The organism is Candidatus Binataceae bacterium (assembly GCA_035308025.1).
Classification (GTDB): Bacteria; Desulfobacterota; Binatia; order Binatales; family Binataceae; genus JAJPHI01.
Genome location: DATGHL010000041.1, coordinates 28,811 through 49,459 on the forward strand (window position 1 = coordinate 28,811; position 20,649 = coordinate 49,459).

The 20,649-nt window shown below is 60.9% G+C and carries 26 protein-coding genes; 5 read left to right on the top strand and 21 right to left on the bottom strand.

Annotation, left to right across the window (positions count from 1 at the left end; translation table 11 throughout):
• Positions 1 to 29 precede the first annotated feature (29 nt).
• From VKS22_12125 to VKS22_12180, 12 genes are all read right to left on the bottom strand, one after another.
• A complete protein-coding gene (locus VKS22_12125) occupies positions 30 to 1,121 on the bottom strand; it encodes a phage protease (protein ID HLW71356.1) in 1,092 nt (363 codons plus the stop codon).
• Positions 1,118 to 1,420: a hypothetical protein gene (locus tag VKS22_12130; GenBank protein HLW71357.1), complete on the bottom strand. Its 303-nt coding sequence runs from the start codon at positions 1,418 to 1,420 to the stop codon at positions 1,118 to 1,120. Before VKS22_12130 ends, VKS22_12125 begins: the two co-directional genes overlap by 4 nt.
• Positions 1,404 to 1,721 carry a hypothetical protein gene (locus VKS22_12135; protein ID HLW71358.1) on the bottom strand — a complete coding sequence of 106 codons (318 nt, stop codon included), beginning with the start codon at positions 1,719 to 1,721 and terminating at the stop codon, positions 1,404 to 1,406. The genes VKS22_12130 and VKS22_12135 overlap by 17 nt, the downstream gene beginning before the upstream one ends.
• Before the next feature lie 205 nt (positions 1,722 to 1,926).
• A complete protein-coding gene (locus VKS22_12140) occupies positions 1,927 to 2,223 on the bottom strand; it encodes a hypothetical protein (GenBank protein HLW71359.1) in 297 nt (98 codons plus the stop codon).
• A 279-nt stretch (positions 2,224 to 2,502) separates the two neighbouring features.
• The gene (locus VKS22_12145) at positions 2,503 to 3,132 is read right to left on the bottom strand and encodes a hypothetical protein (protein ID HLW71360.1); all 630 of its coding nucleotides are present in this window, start codon (positions 3,130 to 3,132) and stop codon (positions 2,503 to 2,505) included.
• A gap of 42 nt (positions 3,133 to 3,174) precedes the next feature.
• Entirely contained in the window at positions 3,175 to 3,816 is a 642-nt protein-coding gene (locus VKS22_12150) for a hypothetical protein (GenBank protein ID HLW71361.1), read from the bottom strand.
• Positions 3,817 to 3,841: 25 nt separating this feature from the next.
• Positions 3,842 to 4,414 carry a phage protein Gp27 family protein gene (locus VKS22_12155; GenBank protein HLW71362.1) on the bottom strand — a complete coding sequence of 191 codons (573 nt, stop codon included), beginning with the start codon at positions 4,412 to 4,414 and terminating at the stop codon, positions 3,842 to 3,844.
• Entirely contained in the window at positions 4,414 to 4,722 is a 309-nt protein-coding gene (locus VKS22_12160; GenBank protein HLW71363.1) for a hypothetical protein, read from the bottom strand. Before VKS22_12160 ends, VKS22_12155 begins: the two co-directional genes overlap by 1 nt.
• Positions 4,722 to 5,150 (bottom strand): hypothetical protein, encoded by a 429-nt coding sequence (locus VKS22_12165; GenBank protein ID HLW71364.1) that lies wholly within the window; start codon positions 5,148 to 5,150, stop codon positions 4,722 to 4,724. The genes VKS22_12160 and VKS22_12165 overlap by 1 nt, the downstream gene beginning before the upstream one ends.
• 10 nt (positions 5,151 to 5,160) lie before the next feature.
• On the bottom strand, positions 5,161 to 5,616 hold the full coding sequence (locus VKS22_12170; protein ID HLW71365.1) for a regulatory protein GemA: 456 nt from the start codon (positions 5,614 to 5,616) through the stop codon (positions 5,161 to 5,163).
• A gap of 14 nt (positions 5,617 to 5,630) precedes the next feature.
• The gene (locus tag VKS22_12175; protein ID HLW71366.1) at positions 5,631 to 6,431 is read right to left on the bottom strand and encodes an AAA family ATPase; all 801 of its coding nucleotides are present in this window, start codon (positions 6,429 to 6,431) and stop codon (positions 5,631 to 5,633) included.
• Positions 6,424 to 8,595 (bottom strand): transposase domain-containing protein, encoded by a 2,172-nt coding sequence (locus tag VKS22_12180; protein HLW71367.1) that lies wholly within the window; start codon positions 8,593 to 8,595, stop codon positions 6,424 to 6,426. Before VKS22_12180 ends, VKS22_12175 begins: the two co-directional genes overlap by 8 nt.
• On the opposite strand from VKS22_12180, the gene VKS22_12185 reads away from it, so the two are divergent.
• Both VKS22_12185 and VKS22_12190 read left to right on the top strand, forming a co-directional pair.
• Complete coding sequence (locus VKS22_12185; GenBank protein ID HLW71368.1) at positions 8,576 to 8,764, top strand: hypothetical protein; 189 nt, start codon at positions 8,576 to 8,578, stop codon at positions 8,762 to 8,764. The genes VKS22_12180 and VKS22_12185 overlap by 20 nt on opposite strands.
• A 247-nt stretch (positions 8,765 to 9,011) precedes the next feature.
• On the top strand, positions 9,012 to 9,740 hold the full coding sequence (locus VKS22_12190) for a helix-turn-helix transcriptional regulator (protein HLW71369.1): 729 nt from the start codon (positions 9,012 to 9,014) through the stop codon (positions 9,738 to 9,740).
• A 574-nt stretch (positions 9,741 to 10,314) separates the two neighbouring features.
• On the opposite strand, the gene VKS22_12195 is transcribed toward VKS22_12190, so the two are convergent.
• The 3 genes from VKS22_12195 to VKS22_12205 all read right to left on the bottom strand — a co-directional run bounded on the left by VKS22_12195 (position 10,315) and on the right by VKS22_12205 (position 11,950).
• Entirely contained in the window at positions 10,315 to 10,806 is a 492-nt protein-coding gene (locus VKS22_12195) for a GNAT family N-acetyltransferase (protein ID HLW71370.1), read from the bottom strand.
• 73 nt (positions 10,807 to 10,879) lie between these two features.
• Entirely contained in the window at positions 10,880 to 11,629 is a 750-nt protein-coding gene (locus VKS22_12200; GenBank protein HLW71371.1) for a ubiquinone/menaquinone biosynthesis methyltransferase, read from the bottom strand.
• 18 nt (positions 11,630 to 11,647) lie between these two features.
• Positions 11,648 to 11,950, bottom strand: a complete 303-nt coding sequence (locus tag VKS22_12205) for an iron-sulfur cluster assembly protein (protein ID HLW71372.1) — start codon at positions 11,948 to 11,950, stop codon at positions 11,648 to 11,650.
• Positions 11,951 to 12,015: 65 nt separating this feature from the next.
• On the opposite strand from VKS22_12205, the gene VKS22_12210 reads away from it, so the two are divergent.
• Both VKS22_12210 and malQ read left to right on the top strand, forming a co-directional pair.
• Positions 12,016 to 12,360 (top strand): tetratricopeptide repeat protein, encoded by a 345-nt coding sequence (locus VKS22_12210; protein HLW71373.1) that lies wholly within the window; start codon positions 12,016 to 12,018, stop codon positions 12,358 to 12,360.
• 32 nt (positions 12,361 to 12,392) lie between these two features.
• Positions 12,393 to 13,967 (top strand): 4-alpha-glucanotransferase, encoded by a 1,575-nt coding sequence (gene malQ / locus VKS22_12215; protein HLW71374.1) that lies wholly within the window; start codon positions 12,393 to 12,395, stop codon positions 13,965 to 13,967.
• 126 nt (positions 13,968 to 14,093) lie between these two features.
• Here malQ and VKS22_12220 read toward each other — a convergent pair whose 3' ends face one another.
• From VKS22_12220 to VKS22_12240, 5 genes are all read right to left on the bottom strand, one after another.
• Positions 14,094 to 14,897: a TIGR03084 family metal-binding protein gene (locus VKS22_12220; protein ID HLW71375.1), complete on the bottom strand. Its 804-nt coding sequence runs from the start codon at positions 14,895 to 14,897 to the stop codon at positions 14,094 to 14,096.
• Between the two features lie 2 nt (positions 14,898 to 14,899).
• Positions 14,900 to 15,241, bottom strand: coding sequence for an EthD domain-containing protein (locus VKS22_12225; protein HLW71376.1), 342 nt, complete (start codon positions 15,239 to 15,241; stop codon positions 14,900 to 14,902).
• Between the two features lie 118 nt (positions 15,242 to 15,359).
• Positions 15,360 to 16,478 (bottom strand): amidohydrolase family protein, encoded by a 1,119-nt coding sequence (locus tag VKS22_12230; GenBank protein ID HLW71377.1) that lies wholly within the window; start codon positions 16,476 to 16,478, stop codon positions 15,360 to 15,362.
• 72 nt (positions 16,479 to 16,550) lie between these two features.
• Entirely contained in the window at positions 16,551 to 17,471 is a 921-nt protein-coding gene (locus tag VKS22_12235; protein ID HLW71378.1) for an NAD(P)-dependent oxidoreductase, read from the bottom strand.
• Between the two features lie 47 nt (positions 17,472 to 17,518).
• A complete protein-coding gene (locus VKS22_12240) occupies positions 17,519 to 18,538 on the bottom strand; it encodes an alcohol dehydrogenase catalytic domain-containing protein (GenBank protein HLW71379.1) in 1,020 nt (339 codons plus the stop codon).
• Between the two features lie 127 nt (positions 18,539 to 18,665).
• Between VKS22_12240 and VKS22_12245 the strand changes: the two genes are divergently transcribed.
• Entirely contained in the window at positions 18,666 to 18,923 is a 258-nt protein-coding gene (locus tag VKS22_12245) for a hypothetical protein (protein HLW71380.1), read from the top strand.
• Between the two features lie 286 nt (positions 18,924 to 19,209).
• Here the strand turns inward: VKS22_12245 and VKS22_12250 are convergent, their stop codons facing one another.
• Positions 19,210 to 20,580: a citrate/2-methylcitrate synthase gene (locus VKS22_12250; protein ID HLW71381.1), complete on the bottom strand. Its 1,371-nt coding sequence runs from the start codon at positions 20,578 to 20,580 to the stop codon at positions 19,210 to 19,212.
• Between the last annotated feature and the right edge of the window lie 69 nt (positions 20,581 to 20,649).

The following is a 20,649-nucleotide window of genomic DNA, read 5'->3' on the forward strand; positions in this document are numbered from 1 at the left end:
CTCTCCCTTGTGAGTTTAGTGCGTTATTCTCATTCGCCGGCGTAGCTACGACGGACGGCGCCGGCTTTCCTCATCGCGGCGTGGATGTAGCCCTCCGCGTTAGAGAGGTGCTGCAGCGACTCGATATTATTCGGATCCTTGAGGAAGGCCGCGATTTCGTCGGCCGCCATTTTCAGCAACTCCGACGGCTCCGCCGGATCTTCTGGATTATTGTCACTGAGACCCGCGGCCTTGGCATGCGAGAAAGTTAGCGGCTTGCCGCTCATCCGCGCGTGCTTCGCGATCGCGAACTTCGCGAAATTCAGATCCTGTTGTTTGCAAAATTCCAGGTCGGCCGCCGTCAGAAATCGCGCCGCCGCGTGCCCGATGAAATTCGTCATGTAAGCGTGCGCAGCGCGCAGATTACCTGTCGAGCGCGTGACCGCGTATTCGGTCAACTGATGGGCGATGTTTTCACATACCCCCAGCGGAGCCGGCGCTCCCGCACTGAATAGTCCCGTCCTAGTCGTGCCGCCGCGCGTCGCTTTCATCGCCGCGAACTCCGCCTCGCTCACCCCCACCTGCGCGCAGACTTGTTTTTCCAGCGCCGTTAATTGGCTAGTCATTTGATCACTCCTCGCCGAAGAGATTGCGGTCATGTATAAATTCGGGTTATTCGTCACCGCTGCTCGCAACAGGCATAGAACGTTCCCATCCTGGTCGTGCTCGAAAACCGGACTGACATACCGATACTCACGTGATGCGACTTTACGCGCGCCCTCTTGGGTCCATTCGACCCGGCCCTGAATCCCGCCGCGCACAATCCGCAGCTCTTTGATCCAACCGGCCGCCGGCGCCGGCCGTCCTTCCGGCGCGGCAACGTCGGTTGCATGCTCGTAATCAATTGGGAGACCCGCCGTCATGCGGAGCTCGCGCGTCGCCGCGATCACCGCGTCGGGATGATCGTTCTTGAAGGGTCCGCGCCCATCGCGCGTCGAAAAGCTGCCGGCTGGAACCAGATCGATCCATTCCGGCGCGTGTTCAGTCGCGGCGCTCCGCGCCATGGTCGAGCCGTGACACGCGCATGGCCTGGTGATTCGCCGATCCGGGGTGATCGGGCAGATGCAAGCGCCCTCGCTCATCGCTTTTGCCCTTCGACGACCCATTGCAGTGTACGTTCGAGCTCAAGGAACTGCTCCCCAAAGGCCGCGATGCTTTCGACTCCCCGCAAATGAGCGCGGATGCTCGCTGTCGCCGCGTTACATTCCCGGATGCCCTGCGAGAGAATTTCGACGGATTCGATCGGCAATGCGCGGATGCGCTGCAACGCCATGATCGACGCTTCGAACGGCCGTTTCACATCATTGAAGGTCCCGATCAGCGAGTCGCACGCGGCCTGAAATTCAGCGAGTTTACTTAAGGTCTTACCGAGTTCGATCATTCGACTTCTCCATCATCAGGCGCCGCTCGAATCGCTCAAGGGTCTGGCCCAGGTGCCTCAGCGACTCAGTCTCACGAATTAGTTTCAGGCGCATCTCGCCAGCCAGTGTGCTGATCTCACGTGTTACGGATGCCTGTATATCCGCCGGCAGCCGCATCACGGCGATTCGGTCAACTATCGCGAGGATCGCCTCGGCCGGAATGACGACCGTGTCGCGGACCGCCGTCGCAGTCCGCTCCGCCGCGCCAACCAGAGTCCTCGATGCTTCTTGAGTTGATGCCATTAGAATACTCAGTTCCAACTCATCTCGCGGAAGCGATGCCCGTCCGACAACTCATTGCACATCAGGATCGTGTGCCGCTTCAGACTCCATCCGCAAAATCCACAGACTAAGTTTCGCCGCGCGTGCAACTCTTCCAGGATGAAAACGAGGAAGTCCGCGCTAAACTGGCCCTTTCTCATCTGATACAGAACCAGCGCTTCGCCCAGCTCGCCACCTTCTTCCACTATTCCGCAGTGGTGGCGGCTTTGTCAGCCTGTCGCAGTATCTCACCGATCAACCGCAACTCGCTTTCGACAGGGTGCAAATTGATCGATTTGAGATGCCGGTCGATCACCCTGATGCTCGCTTCGATTCTTATCCTCGGGCCATTTAGATCGTCTGCCGCTGACGCGCCATCGAGCGCCGCCACCCGATCGCCGAGTGCATCTAGCATCGGCCGCATTCGATTGACCGCTTCGACGATCGAGTCGAAGTGCTTTGCAAATGTAACTTGTCGAGTTTTGAACTCCGGTATTTCCATCGCTCACCCCTTTTATTGAAACCAACTCGCCAGCTCGGCCGCCGCGATGCGCTCAGCCCGGCTCAGCCGCGCGCCGATCACGCTCCGCTGGCGGCGTCGCCGTGGATGCTCGCGCACCCAGGCCGCGTTGCGGCACCGGCCGCCCTTGCAGTATTTTTGATTTGATCTGGCGCCAAGCATCACCTGCCCACACCGCCCACAAACCGCCTCAACCGCCATCCCTCACCCCACACCGCATAAAGCGTTGTCAACGCTTTATGCGGCCTCTGCGCGCCCGCGTCAGGCCATCCCGGACGCCCTGACCCGTTCGAGCGCCGCCTTGATTTCAGGATCGCGAGACGCCTGAAACTCTATCGTCGAAGTCCTCGGGATCTGGTTCCGCGCGTCGTAGCGCTCCAGAAATTGGCCGTCCGTAGTCTCTTTGTCCCACGCCAGTCGCATACCGAGCCTAATCTCTTCGCGCTTATGCACATGGCCGTCGATCTTCACCGCCCACCAGGAGACCGCCTGAATTTGCGTCCCGGGTTTGAGACGCGCCTTAACGACCCCGATCTCTCCCGAGTCCCAGCCATAGAAGCGGAAGGTTTTTTCCCAGATCTCAATCTGTGACGGCTCGACCTTCGCATTGCTGTACCCGCCAAACCGAATCGCATGCGCCAGCTTGTCTTTTTCACTAGCGAGAGTCTGCTCATCGCCGCGCGAGATCGCCTCGACGATCCGCGGATTCGCGACATTTACTAGATCGGCAACCTCACCGCGCCGCGACGGATGGATCAGTGTATCGACCGTCAGCCTCTTCAGCAGCGCTGCGACGCGCATAGGCGGCGATTGCCACGCCCGCTCCGCCGCCTCATTGAGCGACTCCACCGCCGCATCAAGTTGATCCGTCATTTTGCTATCGTCCCCCATCTCCGCCCCCTCTCTCTCCCGATTTTTTATTCTCAGTTCTAATTAGTGCCGCGCCCGGTGCCGGCATGCATATTTCGCGATTCGTTTCGCCTCATCCTCCAGTACGACCGAGAGATGAAGCGCGCGGCTGACGTAAACATCAGCATCAAGCCCGGCCTGCAGGTCGTCGGTATCCGTCATTGTCGGCGGAAAGAATGAAGCGGTTACCTCGTTCGCTAGATCGAGCAGCCGCGCCAGGTTCGCAGTTTCTTCCAGCGCCGGACCCGCCAGCACTGCGCAATGCCGGACCAGATCCATCGAAACCTGCTGGATCTGATCGCGCGCGTCGATGGCGCGCTGATTCGCGTGATGGTAGTCGCGCGAGGCGTTATGAAAGGCTGGCTCCGATGTAAGACGCCAGATCCCGCGATAGCGGCGTATCTGTGAGAGTTGCCTTAGTAGGTCTGCTCCTTCTTCGAGCTCGCCCAGCGAACGGACTAGAACAAAGATCGCGCGCCGCAATTTCTTAGAACTATCGCCGGTCCAAGCTGCCAGTTGTTCTAGTGACGAAATGGTGAAGTCCGGATAGCGAGTTGCCGAGTGCCCCTTCCCTGTCGGCCGGCCAGCACTCGCCGCGCTGCCGTTTAGGTGCTTCCCGTTTCCGTTGAGGCGCCCCGCGCCGCCCGACTCGATTTGATTCTCCATTCGCAAATCCTCCTGATGGGTTTTTTTATTCGCGCGCCGCCGCGCGCTTTTCACTAAATGGATCGATATCCTCGAATAGTGCGCGACGAATAGCATCAGCGGTCTCGTCACTTAGCCCGCCGCCTTCGCCTCTCATCGCGCCGATCTTTTTGCCGACCGCCGTCTTCTGCGCTTCGAGCCGTTCGCGTATGGTCTCAGACCATTCCCGTTGTCGAATCGTTACGCGGCCGAGCTGCGAGATGGCGCGTGCCAGCTTCGCCAGATCCCCCGTGTCGCCGATTTCCTGCGCTTCGAGCAGCAACTCGAAAATTTTCTGTTGCAACAATCTGACTAGCGCATCACCCATCGCGCCGGTCATATCGGGATCGGCTTCGACGAATGCGCGCGCCTGCTCGCTGGCCATCTTTATCGCCGTGAGCTTGCGCTCGAACTGCATGGAATATCGGCCAAGCGCGGAGTGACTAATCACGAAGCCCTTCTCGCGCAGCCATTCGATTAAGCCGTCGTAATCCGAAAACTCACTTGCGACTAGCCTCCGGTCTAGCTCGGCCCTCACCTCATCAGGCAAGAGAGTCTTGATTGTCGATCTGACCGGCATTAGTGCGTCTCGCGATGCGGCCGTGCGATTCCCGCCGGCGCCGCCGCCGTGTACTCGACCACCTCGACACCCGCCGCCGTCAGCCGTGCCGCTACAGTCTTGCCGTGCCTGTCATGCTCGATTTGAATCAGGTCGAGACCATTGAGATAGTCGAGCTCGCGTTTCAGGTCGCGAGCCGCCGTAATTAGCTTTTCATCGATCAGAACCCGCAAGATCACCGCGTCGTTGACACCCATCGGCCGGCCCGCATCGAGGATGCGTAAGATGCCCCACCGCGCCCCCTCTCGCCGCGCCTGCTCGATCTCCATCACTCGGCCGCCCTTCCGGCCGTGGCCTTGCCGCCGGATTTCATGATCATCAGCTTGTCGCCTGGCAATAGCGCGCTTCGGATCGTCTGCTCGCGCCCCATCAACGCGATAATCGATTTGAGATCGAGCAAGAAAAGGCTCATATGACCGAGCAGATCGTCACGCTCGGCCTCGTCGTTGCAACCTGCCATCGCTGCGGCAAGATGCGCGATATTGTCCAGCATCTTGGACGCCGCGATAGCCCGCAAATCGTTTCCCACCGAGCATAAAATCTGACGCACGGTCGCGCGATCGGCGGCGAACTCCGCCAGCTTGGTCATAAACTCCGCGGGTTTCTTTCCGCCGCCGAGCCATTCGCAAAACTCGGCCGCGTCGATCTTCGCTTCTCGCGAGATCGCGGCCGGCGCGATCCCCTCTGCTTCGATCATCGACAAAATTTCAGTTCGGACATTCATTATCGTTTCCGCCGGATTGTTTCTCCCGTTCGCGCCGCCGCCACACCTTTAAGCTCTCGATCAGCACGTTCATCTGCTTCACGTTGAGCCATTCGGGCGTCGCCACGCCAGTCAATCTTTTCGCAAATGTTCTCAGCGCGGCGTCGCTTGGATCATGCAACACGCCCATGTCGGCGAGATCGCGCCAGATCGCGATCGCGAGCCTGAGTTGCGGCGCCGCCGGTGACTGATCCGGCGCCATCGTCCGATGCGATCGCGCGCCCCGCCGCCGAAATTCATCAAGGCAGCGGCCAATCTCATCATCGCTCATCTGGCCCGCAGAAGTTTTGCCGGTCAGCTCCCAGAGCAAATTGCGATAAGTGTTCTCGTCGATGCCGAGTTGGGTTCTCCTGACATGTAGCGCCGCGAGCGCTCGCCGCCGCTTCGTTTCCGGCGGCATTTTGATTTCCGCCTTCATGCCACACCTTTATTCAGGCGGACCGGCAACTCGCGTGCGGTGATCGCCTTGAGCGGCGCCGGAAGTTTGGCTTCCGCCTTTACCCCGCCGAGCATTTTGATCCAGCCAGCGAGATCCAAGGATTTTACATCCGCGAACAAGGCGGCCTGCTCGATGGCCTGGAGTTCGTGTAAGATGGCGCGGATCGATGCGCCAGCCCGCTTGAAAATATCGGACGCCAGATCGCCCGCGATCTCAACTTCGGACAGCTCCTGGGCTAGCAACTTGACGTCGCGCAGTGATGGAGCGGGCAATTCAACGCGAACGTGCGCCCGCGACGACAACACCTGCATTTCCGCTGTCGCGGCTGCTTTCAACGCCCGTAGCAACGAGCCGCGTGAGCAGAGGATTAGTTTCGCGCGGGCGCGATCACAGATATGCCGCATCGACTCTAGCTGCCCGTGATTCATGTTTTCAATCTCGTCCGCGATTAGCGCGCGGCCGTCACGACGCTTAAGCTCTCGCTCGATCTCGCGCCAGCGGCTGTCCGGACCCCACTGCGCAGGCTCCCCGCCGACTACCGATTCGTAGAGGCGGTCAAGCCACGTGCGGTCCGTCGCATTCGGGGGCGGAGTGAATAATGCCGCGTCAGTTGTGATCGCAAATTGCGCAGCGGCCGTGGTCGTCCCGATGCCGGACTGACCGGACACAAAGATTGCGACAGAGCAAGCGTACGGCTCGGGGGGGATGGCGTAAAAATCTTTCAGCCCCTTCTCAAACGCTCGCATGAGGCTGGTCGCCGCGATCAAATCACGCACGGTTCGACCTCGTGAGTCGCGCGCCGGCCAAGAACGACTTGTATTGAAGCGGCTCGTCGCCAAGGACGCCGCTATCGAACACAGCGACCCAGCGCTTCTGATCCTCATCCCAAGCGGTGGAGCCGATCTTCTCTAACTCCTTGCGATAAGCGCGCCGCTCGGCGCCCAAATCTTCTTTCGATTGCGCTGGAGTTTGTGACGCCGGCGTCGCCCCACTCGGCTGCTCAAGCCCCGGCCGAAATAGTTCTCGCACATTACTCCGGATAAATACCTGTGGCGCGGGCGGAGTTGGTAACTTCGCCGTCAGCTCAATCGCGGACATTCGCTGCGCATTTTTCGCGAGCGCCTTATAATGTTTCCCGCTCTGACGGCGCAGGCGGTTATGCTCTTTCGCCGCGCTGGCGTCGATGAAGCCGACAGGGGCGTGACATTGCGCCTCGCCCACGATTTGACCATCAAGATTGTAAACGAAAACGTTATGCTGCAACTTTTCGGGGTCGAATCGGACGACCACTTCCCGTCCGGCGAGTGCCGCGACGCTCTCGCCCCAATACCTATTGCCGAACAGTTCAATATGCCCGTCAATCTTGGCGCACCTAACTTTCTGGGCGGCCAGCAGGCACAGTCGCAACTGCTCGGGTGTCGGCCGCTTAACCGTGATCGTCGCAAAACTCTCTCGGAACACTTCCCCAAAAGATCGACCCCGGCAGACTGGACTCCGCCGGCCGGGTCGTTCGTTATTCTCGGCAATTCCGGCGAGCACGATCTCTTTAAACTTCTCGAATGGGACGGGCTTGCGGGTCGCGTCAGGCCGTGCCGCCGTGTTGTGACCAAGCCAACTGCCCGCCAGCGCCGGAGAGCGAGCTATATCCCTATCCCAGTCGCCGCCAGCGCGCTCACCCGGTTTTGATGACCCGCCAACGCGTGGCAACGTCGCGATGTGCCGCGCGCCCAACTGCGTAATCAGGCCGAACACGTCGGCCTCCTTGGTCGTCCAACGATGGCGGCTCGGTGACCGCCCCGTAATCCATTTACTCGCCGCCGCCATGGTATTATCGATCACAAACAACTCAGGTATGCAGTAAGCGGAGATCAGCCCGCCAATGCTCAACCTGACAAGTCCGGCGTGCTCAGTTTTGCCGAACTGGATCGACTCGATCGGAATGAAACTCGAATAGGAACATTGAAAGTACCACATGAGCACGCGGCAAATTTCGCCGTCCGGCCAAATCACCGAATTGTTCCACCTGTAACCGTCACCGTTGACGCACTCCATTGCGTGCAGGATTGAACGGTCTCGCGTCTGAGCAGGATAGGCGCGGTGGAGTACTTCCGAGCCATGGCGCGCAAACTTTATCGATTGCCATGGCACCTCCTTGCGCAGTCGACGCCATAGCGTGATCTCGGCCGGAAGATCGTCGCCGCTAATTCCTTCGGCGCGAGCCGCCGCTATTGCGCGGCGATAGCAGGCGATCCGCGGCGGCCGGTCCATCCTTAGGTAATCGGAAGAGTAGTAGTTAAAAAAACTCTGCGGATAGGAGTAGGCAGCAGCCTCCGAACGATTCCCGCGCTCATCGATCAGAGCCGCGGCCCAGTCGGTCCGCTCAATTGATTTAACGGCCCTGATCCAGTCACGCAGGGTGGAAACTGCGACCTCGCGCTCTCGCGCTGCTTCCGCGTATGCCTCCATCTTGGGACAGCCAGACCTGATCAACTCGAAAGCCTTCAGTACCGCCGCTGCGTCTTTGGTCGCTTCGTCTCTGACGGTCTGCTTCTTGGTTTCGGCTTTTCTCCACAGCTCGGCGCGGATCAGCTCGTATTCTCGGCTCCCGTGAACCGCGATAGTCTCGCCGGCCGCGACTTCGACAACGTGCGTTGCGCACGGTGCGCCAGCGCCAGAATCAGAACGGCTGACGCGCTTGGTCTCGGTCGCGACCGGCAAGCCTTTGACGGCTTCGTGCTGAGCGAGTGCGGCGAGCTGCTCGGCAGTCAGATTTGATAAGAGGTACTCGTTATGCTCGCCGCCAATCGCCTTGATTTTTATGACGGCCCACTGGTGTCGGTCAGCGTAGCGTCGAACTTTATCTCGCGAGGTGGGAAGCCCAGGCAGCCGAGCTTTCGCGAGCTGCTTAGCCGTTCGGGATATGCTGGCCGCGCCGAACATTTCGCCTCAGGCTGCTAGCCTCAGGCTCGGCTCGGCCGCTGCTTTCGCGATGATCGCCGCGCGGGCCTCTATCTCGCGCATGAGCCGACGAAGCCTGTACGCCGCTTGCTATTTTGGAATCTTCGAGCTGCGATACGTGCTGGCCAAATATCGCAAACCGATCTATTGAGGGCGCGGGCGATGATCACTTCGCCGCACCGGTACGGCTTGCGAAGAGCGACCGATAGCGTCCTCTCATGGAGCCCTGCGGAGAGGGAGAGTTGGCGAAGCGAAAGGCCTTTTTTATGCAGCGCGCACACAACGTCGGCCGGCGGCCAATCTTGCCCTATGCCGCGTTCGCAATTAGAAAGGAGTGTATCGAGCGACATCTTGAATCCTAGCTCAACCACTAACTTCAATACCGGATTTAGTACGCAATGTCAAATCTCAATGAGAACGAGGCGGAACGGGCCGACCGTCTCTTATTTTTAGAGCGGCTCGGAAAGCTTGCTGAACGTGTCGGCGGTAAAGCGGCCCTGGCTAAACTAGCAGGCCTCAGCCCGACCTCGATCCAAAATTACTTCGGCACAACTGAACCGCCCAGGCCAATTATTTTGGCCCTGGCGTCGGCGACGAAGACTTCGGTCGGGTGGTTGGCCGGCGAGCCCGAGACGGAGGATAATGGGCTCCCACAGAGCTTCATCCGCCTACCTTTTTTCGATCTTTCTCTTAGGAAAAACTTGGTCTATCCCTTGTTCAATCGCCATCCCGAGCCGGAGATGGGTTGGCGAATCTTCCATCGTGCCGATTTAGTCGGGAGGGTGAAGATGCTGTCGAACCGTCTCTTTCTGGCTCGAATTTATCAGGCCAGATTCACGCCCCTGATTTCGACGAATGATGATGTTCTGGTTGATGGGTTGCTTGCAGACGATCCGACCATTTCGCCGAAGCTCTGGGAGTTTCCTATCGACGGCGAAGCAATCTATTTTATCGGGCGCGGATCGAAGGCCGCTTTGCGAAAACTACGAAAAAGAAAAGAGCATATCGACGTGCTCGATGAGCGCGGCCGGATCGATTTCAAGGTTTCGCTGGAAGGACAAGATGATTTCCTTTTTTGGGGCCCGGTCGTCTGGCGCGGTGGTGCGATTCAAATTCAACTCCCATAACACTGGCTAATAAGACCGGAGCGGTTCACTTTTGACTGAACCCGGTTCACTTTCGGTTTAGCGGTTCACTTCCCGGCGGTTCACCTTTAAGTGAACCGCTCCGCGCGGTCTTTCCCCTAAAGTCCCCGTAATTGCTAGGCGAATTTGAGGGTTTGCAAATTTGTAAGCCATCAAATTGCACAGCTTTAGATGATCCAACTCGGGGCATTCTCTGAATAAAAGGCGAAACCACGGATCACCCTAATCTGGCAAAACACTCCGGCCCGCAAATGGTCGCCGGCGGTCTCCTGATTCTTCAATGATTTCGGGCGGTTAGCGAACCGCCCATCCCGCCTCGACCCCATAACATCCCGCCTAATCCCGCCTAAATTGCCGTCCTGAGAATTGCCAGAGTCGGATGATCTCTCACAATGAGCGTGTGAAGCCGAGTATACATGGCCAGGAATCCGGGATTCTTCACTGCCTTCAGAATGACAAAAGCGGCGCGGTCGTTTCCAATCGACTTGCGCAGTGGCGTGCCGGTGGTGTGCGGGTAACGGCTCAGGTTGCCGCTTCCACGATCGGTGAAAGCGGTTCAGGGCTCTGGCGCGATAAAGAACTTCTCCATCAGATAATTGTGAATGCTCACGCCGCGCAGGATGAAATCGCGACGTTTCACCTGGGCGAAGCCCTTCCTGAAGAACAGCCGGCGCGCGGCCTCACTGGCCTCGACAAAGAGCCTGGTTATTCCCCGCGCGCGAGCCTGCTGTTCCAGCCGGTCGTACAATGCGGATGCCACTCCGGCGCCGATTATTTCCGGGTGACAGTACAAGTGGTCGATGTGCCCGTTCAATTTGAGGTCTCCGTATGCAATCGGTTCGTCGGCTTCGTTGACCGCGACCAAAATCAGACGACCGTCCTTAGCCCGCGCCTCAAAGCTCGCCGAGTCCGGCATTGCGGGCGCCCATGCTTCGACCTGCGCTTGACTGTAATCGCGCAGGCCTGCTGTCCGGACCGCGGCGAAAAACACCGCGCCCAGGAAAGCCGCATCCTTCGACTCATAACACCGGATATCTGCAAATCTCATCGTTCACAGCTCCGCGCCGTTAAACGATCCCGCAAAATCCACTGAAAGTCGGCAGCAGATTCAAACTGACACGCTAGCGAAGGCCGCGATGGATCGCGACAGTGCCGAAGCCGGTGAGTTGGTAGGCGGCCTCGGCAAAACCCGCAGCACGCATCATCTTCGCGATGAGGTCGGCGTTGGGATGGCTGCTCAGCGATTGAAAGAGATAGCGGTAGGCCGCGTAGTTTCGGGCGACGATGACGCCCAGCAGCGGAACGATCGTCGCGATGTAGAGCGAGAAAAAATGGCGCGCCGCACCACGCGGCGGCGTCAGATCGAGGCAGACGAGGCGGCCGCCGGGTTTGAGCACTCGATACAGTTCGGCGAAGGTCGTCGGAAGATCAGCGACGTTGCGCAGCATGAAGCCATTGACGATGGCGTCGAAGGTCATGTCGGCGAACGGCAAGCGCATCGCGTCACCGACCATGAAGGCGACCTCGCCGCGCTTTCCGACGCGTGCGGCTTTAGCCGCGGCCGCGACCACCATCGCGGGACAGAAATCCGCGCCGACCACCTGCCGCGCCTCCTGCCGGACCGCCTCGAACGCGAGGTCGCCGGTGCCCGTCGCGATATCGAGGATCCGCGCGCCGCGCGGCTCGGCCAGCGCCACGGTGAGCCGGCGCCAGCGCCGATCGAGCCCGAGGGTCATCAGGCCGTTGACGAGATCGTAACGCGGCACGATCGCCGCGAACATCTCTCTGATGTGCGCGGGCTTGTCATCCTTGCGCGCAGAATCGTCCCGGATGCGCGCGGGTTTATCGATCGGATTGGGCCGTGGCTTCAAGTAGCGAAATGAGGGAGGTCAGTCGTCGAGGTTTAGTTGCTTGCGCGCGGCCTCGCTCATCCGATGAGGCGTCCAGGGCGGCTCCCAGACGATCTCGACGTTGGCGCGCGCGCAGTCCGGAATGCCGAGCAGCTTGTCTTCGATTTCGTTCGCGATCATCGCGCCCATCGAGCAGCCGGGCGCGGTCAGCGTCAATTGGATCGTGACGCCGGCGTCGCTGATCGCCACGCCATAGACCAGCCCGAGATCCACGATGTTGACCGGGATTTCCGGATCGTAGCACTCGCGCAGCACTTCGTAGATTTCTTCTTCGGTCAACATCGTTGGGTCAACAGGAGTATACAGCTAAGATAATCCTTATCGAAACCGACTCCGAGAGAAGCCTTATGCCTGACAAGGAAGAACTCTACGACGCCGCCATCGACCTGTACGCCGACGATAAGTGGGATGAAGCGATTGCGACCTACAACCAGGCGCTCGAGCTCGACCCGAGGTTCAGCGACGCCGTGCACGGACTCGCGATGTGCTATCAGGCCAAGGGCGACCTCGACACCGCGATCGCGCTGACCCAGCGCTATATCGCGGCGGAGCCGGAAGACATCCTGGCCTTCACCAACCTGAGCATGTTCTATCAAAAGAAGGGGATGATTAAGGAAGCGGAGGCGGCGGGCGCCGAGGCGCGCCGGCTCGATTGGAAACGCCAACTGCATGAGGCGAAGAACAAGGCCTAGAGCGCGGCGCGCCGCTCCGCCACCGTAATGCTGTGATTCCTGAACGCTTGGCCGGGATGATGGTCCCGCTGTTTTCGATTCGCTCGGCCGATGATTTCGGGCGCGGCGAGATCGGCGGGTTGGCGGCGCTCGGCGAACTCGCGCTGGCGATGGGCCAGCGGCTGATCCAGCTCCTGCCGATCGACGAAACGCCGCCAGGCGAGGCAAGTCCCTACAGCGCGACGAGCGTGCTGGCGATCGATCCGTCGTACATCTCGGCGTGGGAGCTCGCCGGCATCGACGCGACAACGTATCGAAAGGCGTGCGACGAGGCGGCCAAAGACCCGATTAACCTCGCGCGGCTGCGGACGCTCAAGGATACGCTACTCTCTGAAGCTTTTCACTACTTCAAGGCAGAGGGCGGCGCGGACGAACGGAAAGCCTTTGCCGCGTTCGCCGCGGCGAATCGCGCATGGCTGGACGACTATGCGATGTTTCGCGCGCTCACGGAAAAGTTTGGCAGTGCACAATGGACGAACTGGCCGCGGGAGTTGAGCGGTCGCGAACCCGGCGCGCTCGCAGCGGCCGCCCGCGTATTGGCTGAGCGTATCGAGGGCTTCAAGTTCGCGCAGTTCGTGGCCGCCCGCCAGTGGCGAGCGGCGCGCGGGCGGCTGGCCGCGCGCGGGGTCTTTCTCGGGGGCGACTTGGCCTTTTCGCCGGCGCGCGACAGCGCCGAGGTGTGGGCGCATCAGGAGATGTTCGACCTCAGCCGCGCGGTTGGTGCGCCGCCCGACGCCTTCTCGGCGATCGGCCAGCGCTGGGACTTGCCGATGCCGAACTGGCGGCGCATGCGGGCTGGCGGTTTCAGTTTTATCCGCCTGCGCGTGCGGATGGCGCGCGAGCTCTTCGACTTTCTTCGCATCGATCACGTCGTCGGGCTCTTCCGCACCTACGGCTATTCGGTTTGCGACGCGACCGCGGGGGCGTTCGATCCACTGTCCGAGGAAGCCCAGCGCGCGCAGGGTGAGGCGGTGCTTGACGCCGTGCTCGAAGAGGCCGGGCCGATGGAGATTATCGCCGAGGATCTCGGCGTGATTCCGCCGTTTGTGCGCGAGACGCTCGCGCGGCTCGATCTGCCGGGCTACAAGATCGCGCGCTGGGAGCGTGACTGGGCAGCGCCGGGGCAGCCGTTTCATAGCCCTGCGAGCTATCCGCGCTCGGCGCTCGCCACCACCGGCACGCATGACACCGACACGCTGGCGGAGTGGTGGGAGACGATCAGCGAGACCGAGCGGCGCGAATTCATCGACGGTTTGGGAATCGAAGATCAGGCGGCGCTGAGCGCGTTCGACGATCGCCTCCGTGAACAGATTATCAGCGCAATCTACGCATCACCGGCGCGGCTGGCGATTTTCCCGATTCAGGATTTGTTCGGATGGAAGGATCGGATCAACACGCCGGGGACGATCGGTCCCGACAATTGGAGGTGGCGGATGCCGTTTGCGGCGGGCGAGGCGCTGGCCGATCCGAATCGGCGCAAGGCGATCGAAAAGATTCGGGCGCTGGCCGAGCGCACCGGCCGCTTCGCGCCCGCTAACGCTTCAGACCGAAAGGCTAAGAGAAAATGACGGAAAATCGATCGCGCTGGGCCAATCTAATCCGGCCGGACCGGATGCACGGCTCACTCTACAGCGATCCAGAAGTTTCACCCTGGTGCACAACGACGAGGCCATCTACACGCTGTCGTTCTTGATCTAGCCGGATTGCCTGAAGCGCGCGCCCGGCGGCGGAGGCTCTTCCGGGGGGCCCGCGAAGCATTGCGCGATCGACATCCATCGGATCGCCGTCTCGCCAGTAACTTTGAGCGCCGTGTCTGCCACGTTGCGGGTTTGGGCGACGACCTGACAGAACTCGGTCGCGCTACCCTCGATGAGGTTCGCCCGACCCGACCCGAGCCATTCCCACGATGCTCCCGAGGGCGCCTGCAGCCGCACCGTGGGCCGTTCTGCAGGCGCCTCGAGGCGGCGATTGGCGAAGGTCCAGCCGAACGTATTGATCCCCAGGACGGCGATATTCTTGAGGCGATCGGCGTCGCGCCGCTCGACTCCGAGCAGATCGTAGATGGCCTGACCGTGCGCCCAAGTCTCCATCAGGCGCGCCGTGATACTCGAGCGGACGCTCATGTCGGGTCCCACCCAGCGGACGCGCTGCTTGGGATCGGCGTCAACGAAGTGATCGGCAAGCTCGCAATAGAAATCGCGCCAGCGGCTCAGCAGCGCGCGATGCTTGATCCCGTCGAGCCACGAGTGGGTTAGACTCAGATGGCTCACGCCCGGCGCGCGGGCCGCGAAGGTCCTGCCCGTCAGAGCGATAAACCCATCGTTGTCGCGCAGCGAGAGGTCGGCGAGATAGTTGCCCAAGTGAAGGTGCGCGAGAATGTCGTTGATCGTCCAATCCTTGAATTGCGTCTTTCGTTCCCAGGCACGCTCGTCCAAGGGTTCAAGCAGCGCGAAGAGCGCGTCGCTTTCGTCCCGGAAGTCGATGGCTTCCTGCAGCACCGCTAGATGACCTCAAGCTCCTCGGTCACGAAAGAAATGCATCGATGCGGATCGACGAATTTGAGTTCATCCGCGCGAATGATTTCGAGATATTTCGGTTCGCTGAACGCCTTCTTCGCCTCGTCCACACTGTCGAACCAAAGCTCGGCGACGCCGTCGTAAGCGCCCGGGATGCCGAAGGGGACCGGGCTCTCGACCAGATGGCATTGCACGTATTTCCTGACGTGACGGCTGAACTCGGTCACGCTCTTCACCAACGGCCCGTGCTTATCGCGCCAGTAGGTATCGAATTGTTCGGCAGTTATATCGGCTCTGCGGCTGGCACATATTATTAGTTTAATCATCAATATTCGAAATCCACCCTTATCTGACGGCAGGAGGGTCGGCGATGCGGTCTTCAGATTCTTGACACAGTTCGCAGACTCGCCTGCTCGCTCCGGCGTGCGGCACGCCGCGCTAGTGTTAATTCAGATTGAACATGCGGGCGGCGTTGTCCCAGAACAGCTTGCGCCGCGACTCGTTCGAGATCGGTTGCTTCATCATCGCCTCGATCCCCCACGGATAGGTGCCATCCGGATGAGGATAATCGGTATCCCACGTGAAGTTGTTGTCACCGACCAGCTCGACCGCGGCTTTCATCGTCGGCTCGTCGCCGCGGAATGCGACGCAGACGTTGCGCTTGAAATACTGCGTCGGCCGCATCGTCAGATACTCATGCTCGGCGTTGCCGCTGAAATCCCAATGCTGCTCCATCCGTTGCAGCCAGTAGGGCACCCAGCCGCCGTCGGCCTCGACGTGGACGACCTTGAGTTTGGGGAATTTCTCGAAGATGCCGTACCAGATCAGACCCGCCATCGCCGCCATCGCCTCGAACGGATGGGAGAGGATGTGGCCGCTGACGTGGGTATCCATCCGCTCGCCGAACGAAGGGACCTCGGAGGAGGCCGACTCGTGCGTCGAGATAGGTTTACCGCTGTCTTCGATTTGCATCCACAGCGGCAGGTAGTCGTCGCTCCAGAGTGAGCGGCCGCGCACGGGATTCGGCCGCATGTAGTAGCTGACGCAGCCCATCGCATGGGTGCGCTGCGCCTCTTTGACGGCCTCCTCGACGTCCTGCATCGGCAGGGCGGCGGCCCAGCGCAGGCGCTCGGGCGCAGCCGAGGCGTAGTCGCAGGCCCAGTTGTTGTAGGCGCGCACGCAGGCGGCGAGGAGGCGGGTGTCGCGAAACTCGCGTCCGAGCATCTGGCCGGTATAGGTCGGATAGAGGATCTGCGTGTCGATCCCCTGCGCGTCCATATCGGCGAGGCGGCTCGCGGCGCTGAACTCTTTTTTCCGCGCCTCCTCGAAGCGCTCCATCGCCTTTTTGACCGCGTTGAGGAAAGCCGGCGCCGCCATCGGATATTTACCTTTTTCGCGCACGAAAGAATCGCCCTCGACCAGAAAGGTGCGGCGATTGGATTCGGGCGCGCGCCCCATCTTCGGCGCCTGCGACTTGTAGGCGTCGTCGATATAGCGCTCCCACAGCCATTCGGGTTCCATCATGTGGCAATCGGTATCGACAATTTTGAAGCCGTCTCGCATGGTCGTTCTCCTCGTTGGCTAAAGAGAAAATCCCTCAATCAAATTCTTTATCAGATATGGCGATATTACCACTCAAGGCTGCTGAATCAGATGCGCGTAATCGCGTTCGAGATACTCGCGCAGAGCGGCCCGCCAGTCGCGCATGAGATTGATACCGAGGTTCTCGAGCGCCTGGTTGAAGAGCATCTCGGAACGCGGGCGCGGTGCAAAAAAGCGCTCACCGAAGAAACTCGAGTCGACCGGCTTGACCTCGACCTCGCGTCCGCAGATGGCAACTATTTCCTTGGCGACGTCGAAGCGCGTGCCCATCCCCTTGCAGACCATGTGATAGAGGCCGTAGGCGCCGCGATCGAGTAGCGCGAAGAGATTCATCGCGAAGTCATGCGTGTAGGTCGGCGTCCCCCACTTGTCGTCAACGGCATGAAGCGTACGCGCGCCTTTGGCCAACTGATCGAGTATCAGGTAGACGAACTTGTGATCGTTGCGCCGCCCGCCGCCGACCATCCAGCCTGGCCGCACGATGTAGTGGCGGCCGCCCGCCGCGCGAACCTCGCCTTCGCCGGCGAACTTGCTCGCGCCATAGACCATGATCGGATTGGGCTGATCGGCTTCAGTGTAGTAACCGTCTTTAACGCCGTCGAAGACGCCGCCGGTACTGATGTACACGAGCGTCGCGCCGTATTCCGCGGCGCGCCGCGCGACAATTCCGGTTGCGGTCCGATTGGTGTTTTCGGCTTCCGCGGCGTGCAGTTCACAGAACTCGAGATCGACCAGCGCCGCCAGATGCAGCACCAGGTCAGGCCTAAACTCCGCGAACGTCCGCCGCATCGCTTCGCCGTCGCGCACGTCGAGGTAGGTCAGCCAGCCGCGTTCGTCCGGCTCGATTTGGATGTCGGTCGCCAGCACATGCGGGCATCGTTCCCGGAAATATGGAGCGATAGCGTTACCCAGCATCCCGCCGCTCCCGGTGATCAAGACCTTCTTGAACTCCATCTATCTGCAGTCTTCCTAAATGCAACCTTCTGGCCGCCTGAGCTAGTTCAGGCCTGCGGCAAAATCAGGGCCTTTACGCCCTGCTTGCGGTTGAGCAGCTCGAACGCTTCAATCCCGCGATCGAGCCCGTAGCGATGAGTCACCATCGGCTTCAAATCTACCTTGCCGTCGGCGACCATCGCAATTGAGCGGCGCCACGAACTGGCGACGCGGACGCGCGACGGAATAATCTTGACGCCGTGGAAAAACAGCGAGCGCATCTCGGCGTTGGGAATGTCGCGGGCGGGCCAGCCCAGCTCGATCAGCTCGCCGTTGCGGCGCATCAGATGGCGCACCGAGTCGAGGAAGCCGGCGGCGTCGAAGACCGCGTCGGCGCCGTCGGTGGGCATCAGCGCGCGCACCTGATCAATCCAATCGCGGTCCGAAGCACAGACGGTCTGGAAGCCCATCGTGCGGGCGAGCGCGAGCCGTTCGGCGTCCACCGCGAGGCCCGTGACAACGATCGACGTCACACCCAGCGCGCGCGCGGCCAGTGCGGTGCAAAGTCCGATTGGCCCGGGGCCTTCAATCACGCAACTGTCGCCCGCCTTCAGTGATGATTCCTCGAGCGCGTGCACGCCGGTCGCGAAGGGTTCGAGCAAGGCCGCCTGTTCAAGGTCCATCGATTTGGGCACCAGCCAGGCGTTTTGTACCGGCGCGATCGCGTATTCGGCGAACGCGCCGCCGAGGCGTCCGGGATGGAGGCAGAAGTTAAAGCGTCCGTGTGAGCACGACGAGCATTGTCCGCAGGCGCCGAAAGGATCGAGCGCGACGTGATCGCCGACTTTGAAGCCGCTCACGCTCGCGCCGACCTCGACCACTTCGCCCGCCGGCTCGTGGCCGATAACGGTGGGAAATTTCGCGACGACGCGATCGGCGTTCAGCTCCCACAGATAGATGTGCAGGTCGGAGCCGCAGATCCCGCAGACCGCAACCTTGACCAGCAAATCGCCGGGGCCGGGTTGGGGAATCGGCGTCTCGATCAACTCGACGCCCGGCGCAGGCCGGGTCTTGGCGATGGCTTTCATGAATTAACCTCGAAGCAGTAATACGACCGCCAACGCCGAACGTCAAAGGTAGCGGACGCAGGTGGGTGGTTTTGAAAGGGTGCTTGCTTTTGCATAATGTTGCCCGCTAGCGACGGACCCAAGATGGATGATTGTGCTCAGCGGCCTCGGCGGCGCGCTTGTTGGTGCGACCGCGGCGATCGCTGCGCAGTTCGTAGCGAATGGCCTCGCCACGGAGCGAGAACTCCGCCGGTTCAAAATACAGGCGTTTGAACGGTTCCGAAAAGAATTTAGCGAGGATCAGAATCTGCGACGGATCAGCATCAAGAAAGAAAAACTAACGGATGACGAAATCGGCGATTATATTGGATTTTTTGAAGAAATTGGCTTATCATTCCCATCGTAATCTTGTGGACATGGAGCTAGTCGATGGGTTTCTGGGTGACGCAATCATCTATGCTTGGGAGAACAGCGCAATTCGCGGATCAATAGAGGCTATTCGGGGTTCCGAAGATGATTGCACTTACTTTGAACACTTCGAGGCCCTCGCTAAGTACCTGATCGACAAGAGACAGGAGCGCATTAAGAAGGAGCGTAGATATGCGGCGAAATCGTAGGGGCGGTGGACGTAAAACATTGAAGCGGACGACCACTCGCAAGGGTTAGACGGCACACGCGCGGCTGGAGCGATCCTATTTGGTCGCTGCCCAGTGGCGTAAGTGCGAGCCGTGATAACGCATCCGCGGGCGGATCAGGCGGTTATCGGCATATTGTTCGAGGCTGTGGGCGATCCAGCCGGCGGCGCGGCCCAGCGCGAATACTCCGGCCGGCAGGCTGGCCGGAAAGCCCATCATCCGTACGCACACCGTAAGGTAGAAATCGAGGTTCGGGCGCAGCCGTTCGCGTTTCCACACCGCCTCCTCGATCTTGTGCGCCAGCTCGAGTAGCCGCCGCCCTTTGTGGCGGGCAAGCTCCGCCGCGACCGCTTTGAGCAGTGCGGCGCGCGGATCGCCTTTCGGATAAATCGCGTGACCAAAACCCGGCGGCAACAGATGCCGGCTGCTGAGGCCCGCGAGCAGCGCGTCGAGCCTGACGCCGCCCTCTAATTCCGCCAGCATCTGCTCGATCCGATCGCAGGCGCCGCCGTGGATTGGGCCCGAGAGCGAACATAAGGCCGCGAGCACCGACGCATGAAGGTCGGCGCCGGTGCTCGCGACGACGCGGGCGGCGAAGGTCGAGGCGTTGAGCTCGTGCTCGGCGCACGCGATCAGGATGCGATCGGTGGCCGCGTGCGCCCACTCCGCGGCCTCGCCCAAGGCGCGATAGAGCAGGCGTCCGGCGACGGTCGCCAGTCCGCCGGACGCGTTGCGCGCAGATCTGCCGGCGAGATTGACCATCGCCAGCGGCATCGCGCTCAGGATTGCCGCCGCCTGCTCGAGCGTGGTCGGCGCCGGATTGTGCGCTTGGCTCACCGACAGCGCGGGCATCATGATCTGGAGCCGCAACAGCGGGGCCGCGTCCGAGCCGACCGCGACCAGGGCGGAATTGACGGCGGGCGGCAGCGTGCTGCGGCTGACCTCCGCGCGCAGAGCCGCGATCGCAGTCGCGGCGGGTCGCTCGCCGTGCCAGAGCAGCAGCGCGACCTCCTCGAACGTCGCGGCCTCGACCAACTCCTCGATCGGATAGCCGCGGTAGGCGAGCTGCCCATCGATTATTGAGCTGATCGCGGATTCCGCTACGATCACGCCCGACGACTCGTCGTCGCCACCCGGCTGCGCGATCGTCACCCACGACGAGGCGTCCGGCAGGCTGCGCGCGCGCCGGCCCCGTTCCGGTGTCGTGACGCCGCGCATGGCGTCGATGTCCGCGCGGCGATAGAGCGTTTCGCGGCCAACCTTGCGCTTGTAGCTCTTGAGCCAGCCGCGGCTGACATAAGCGTAGAGCGTGCCGAGCTTGATCCCGAGGCGCGCCGCCGCCTCGGCCGCGGTCAGCATCTGCGGTTCGCCGGATGAGGGATGAGCCGCCACGCGACGATCACGCCATCGGGTCTTCGCGACTGTCAAGCGGATCCGTTTCTGTGCTCGCCGGAGACCGCGCCAAAGTTCGCGATTAATGTATAGTCTGTGGCGCGA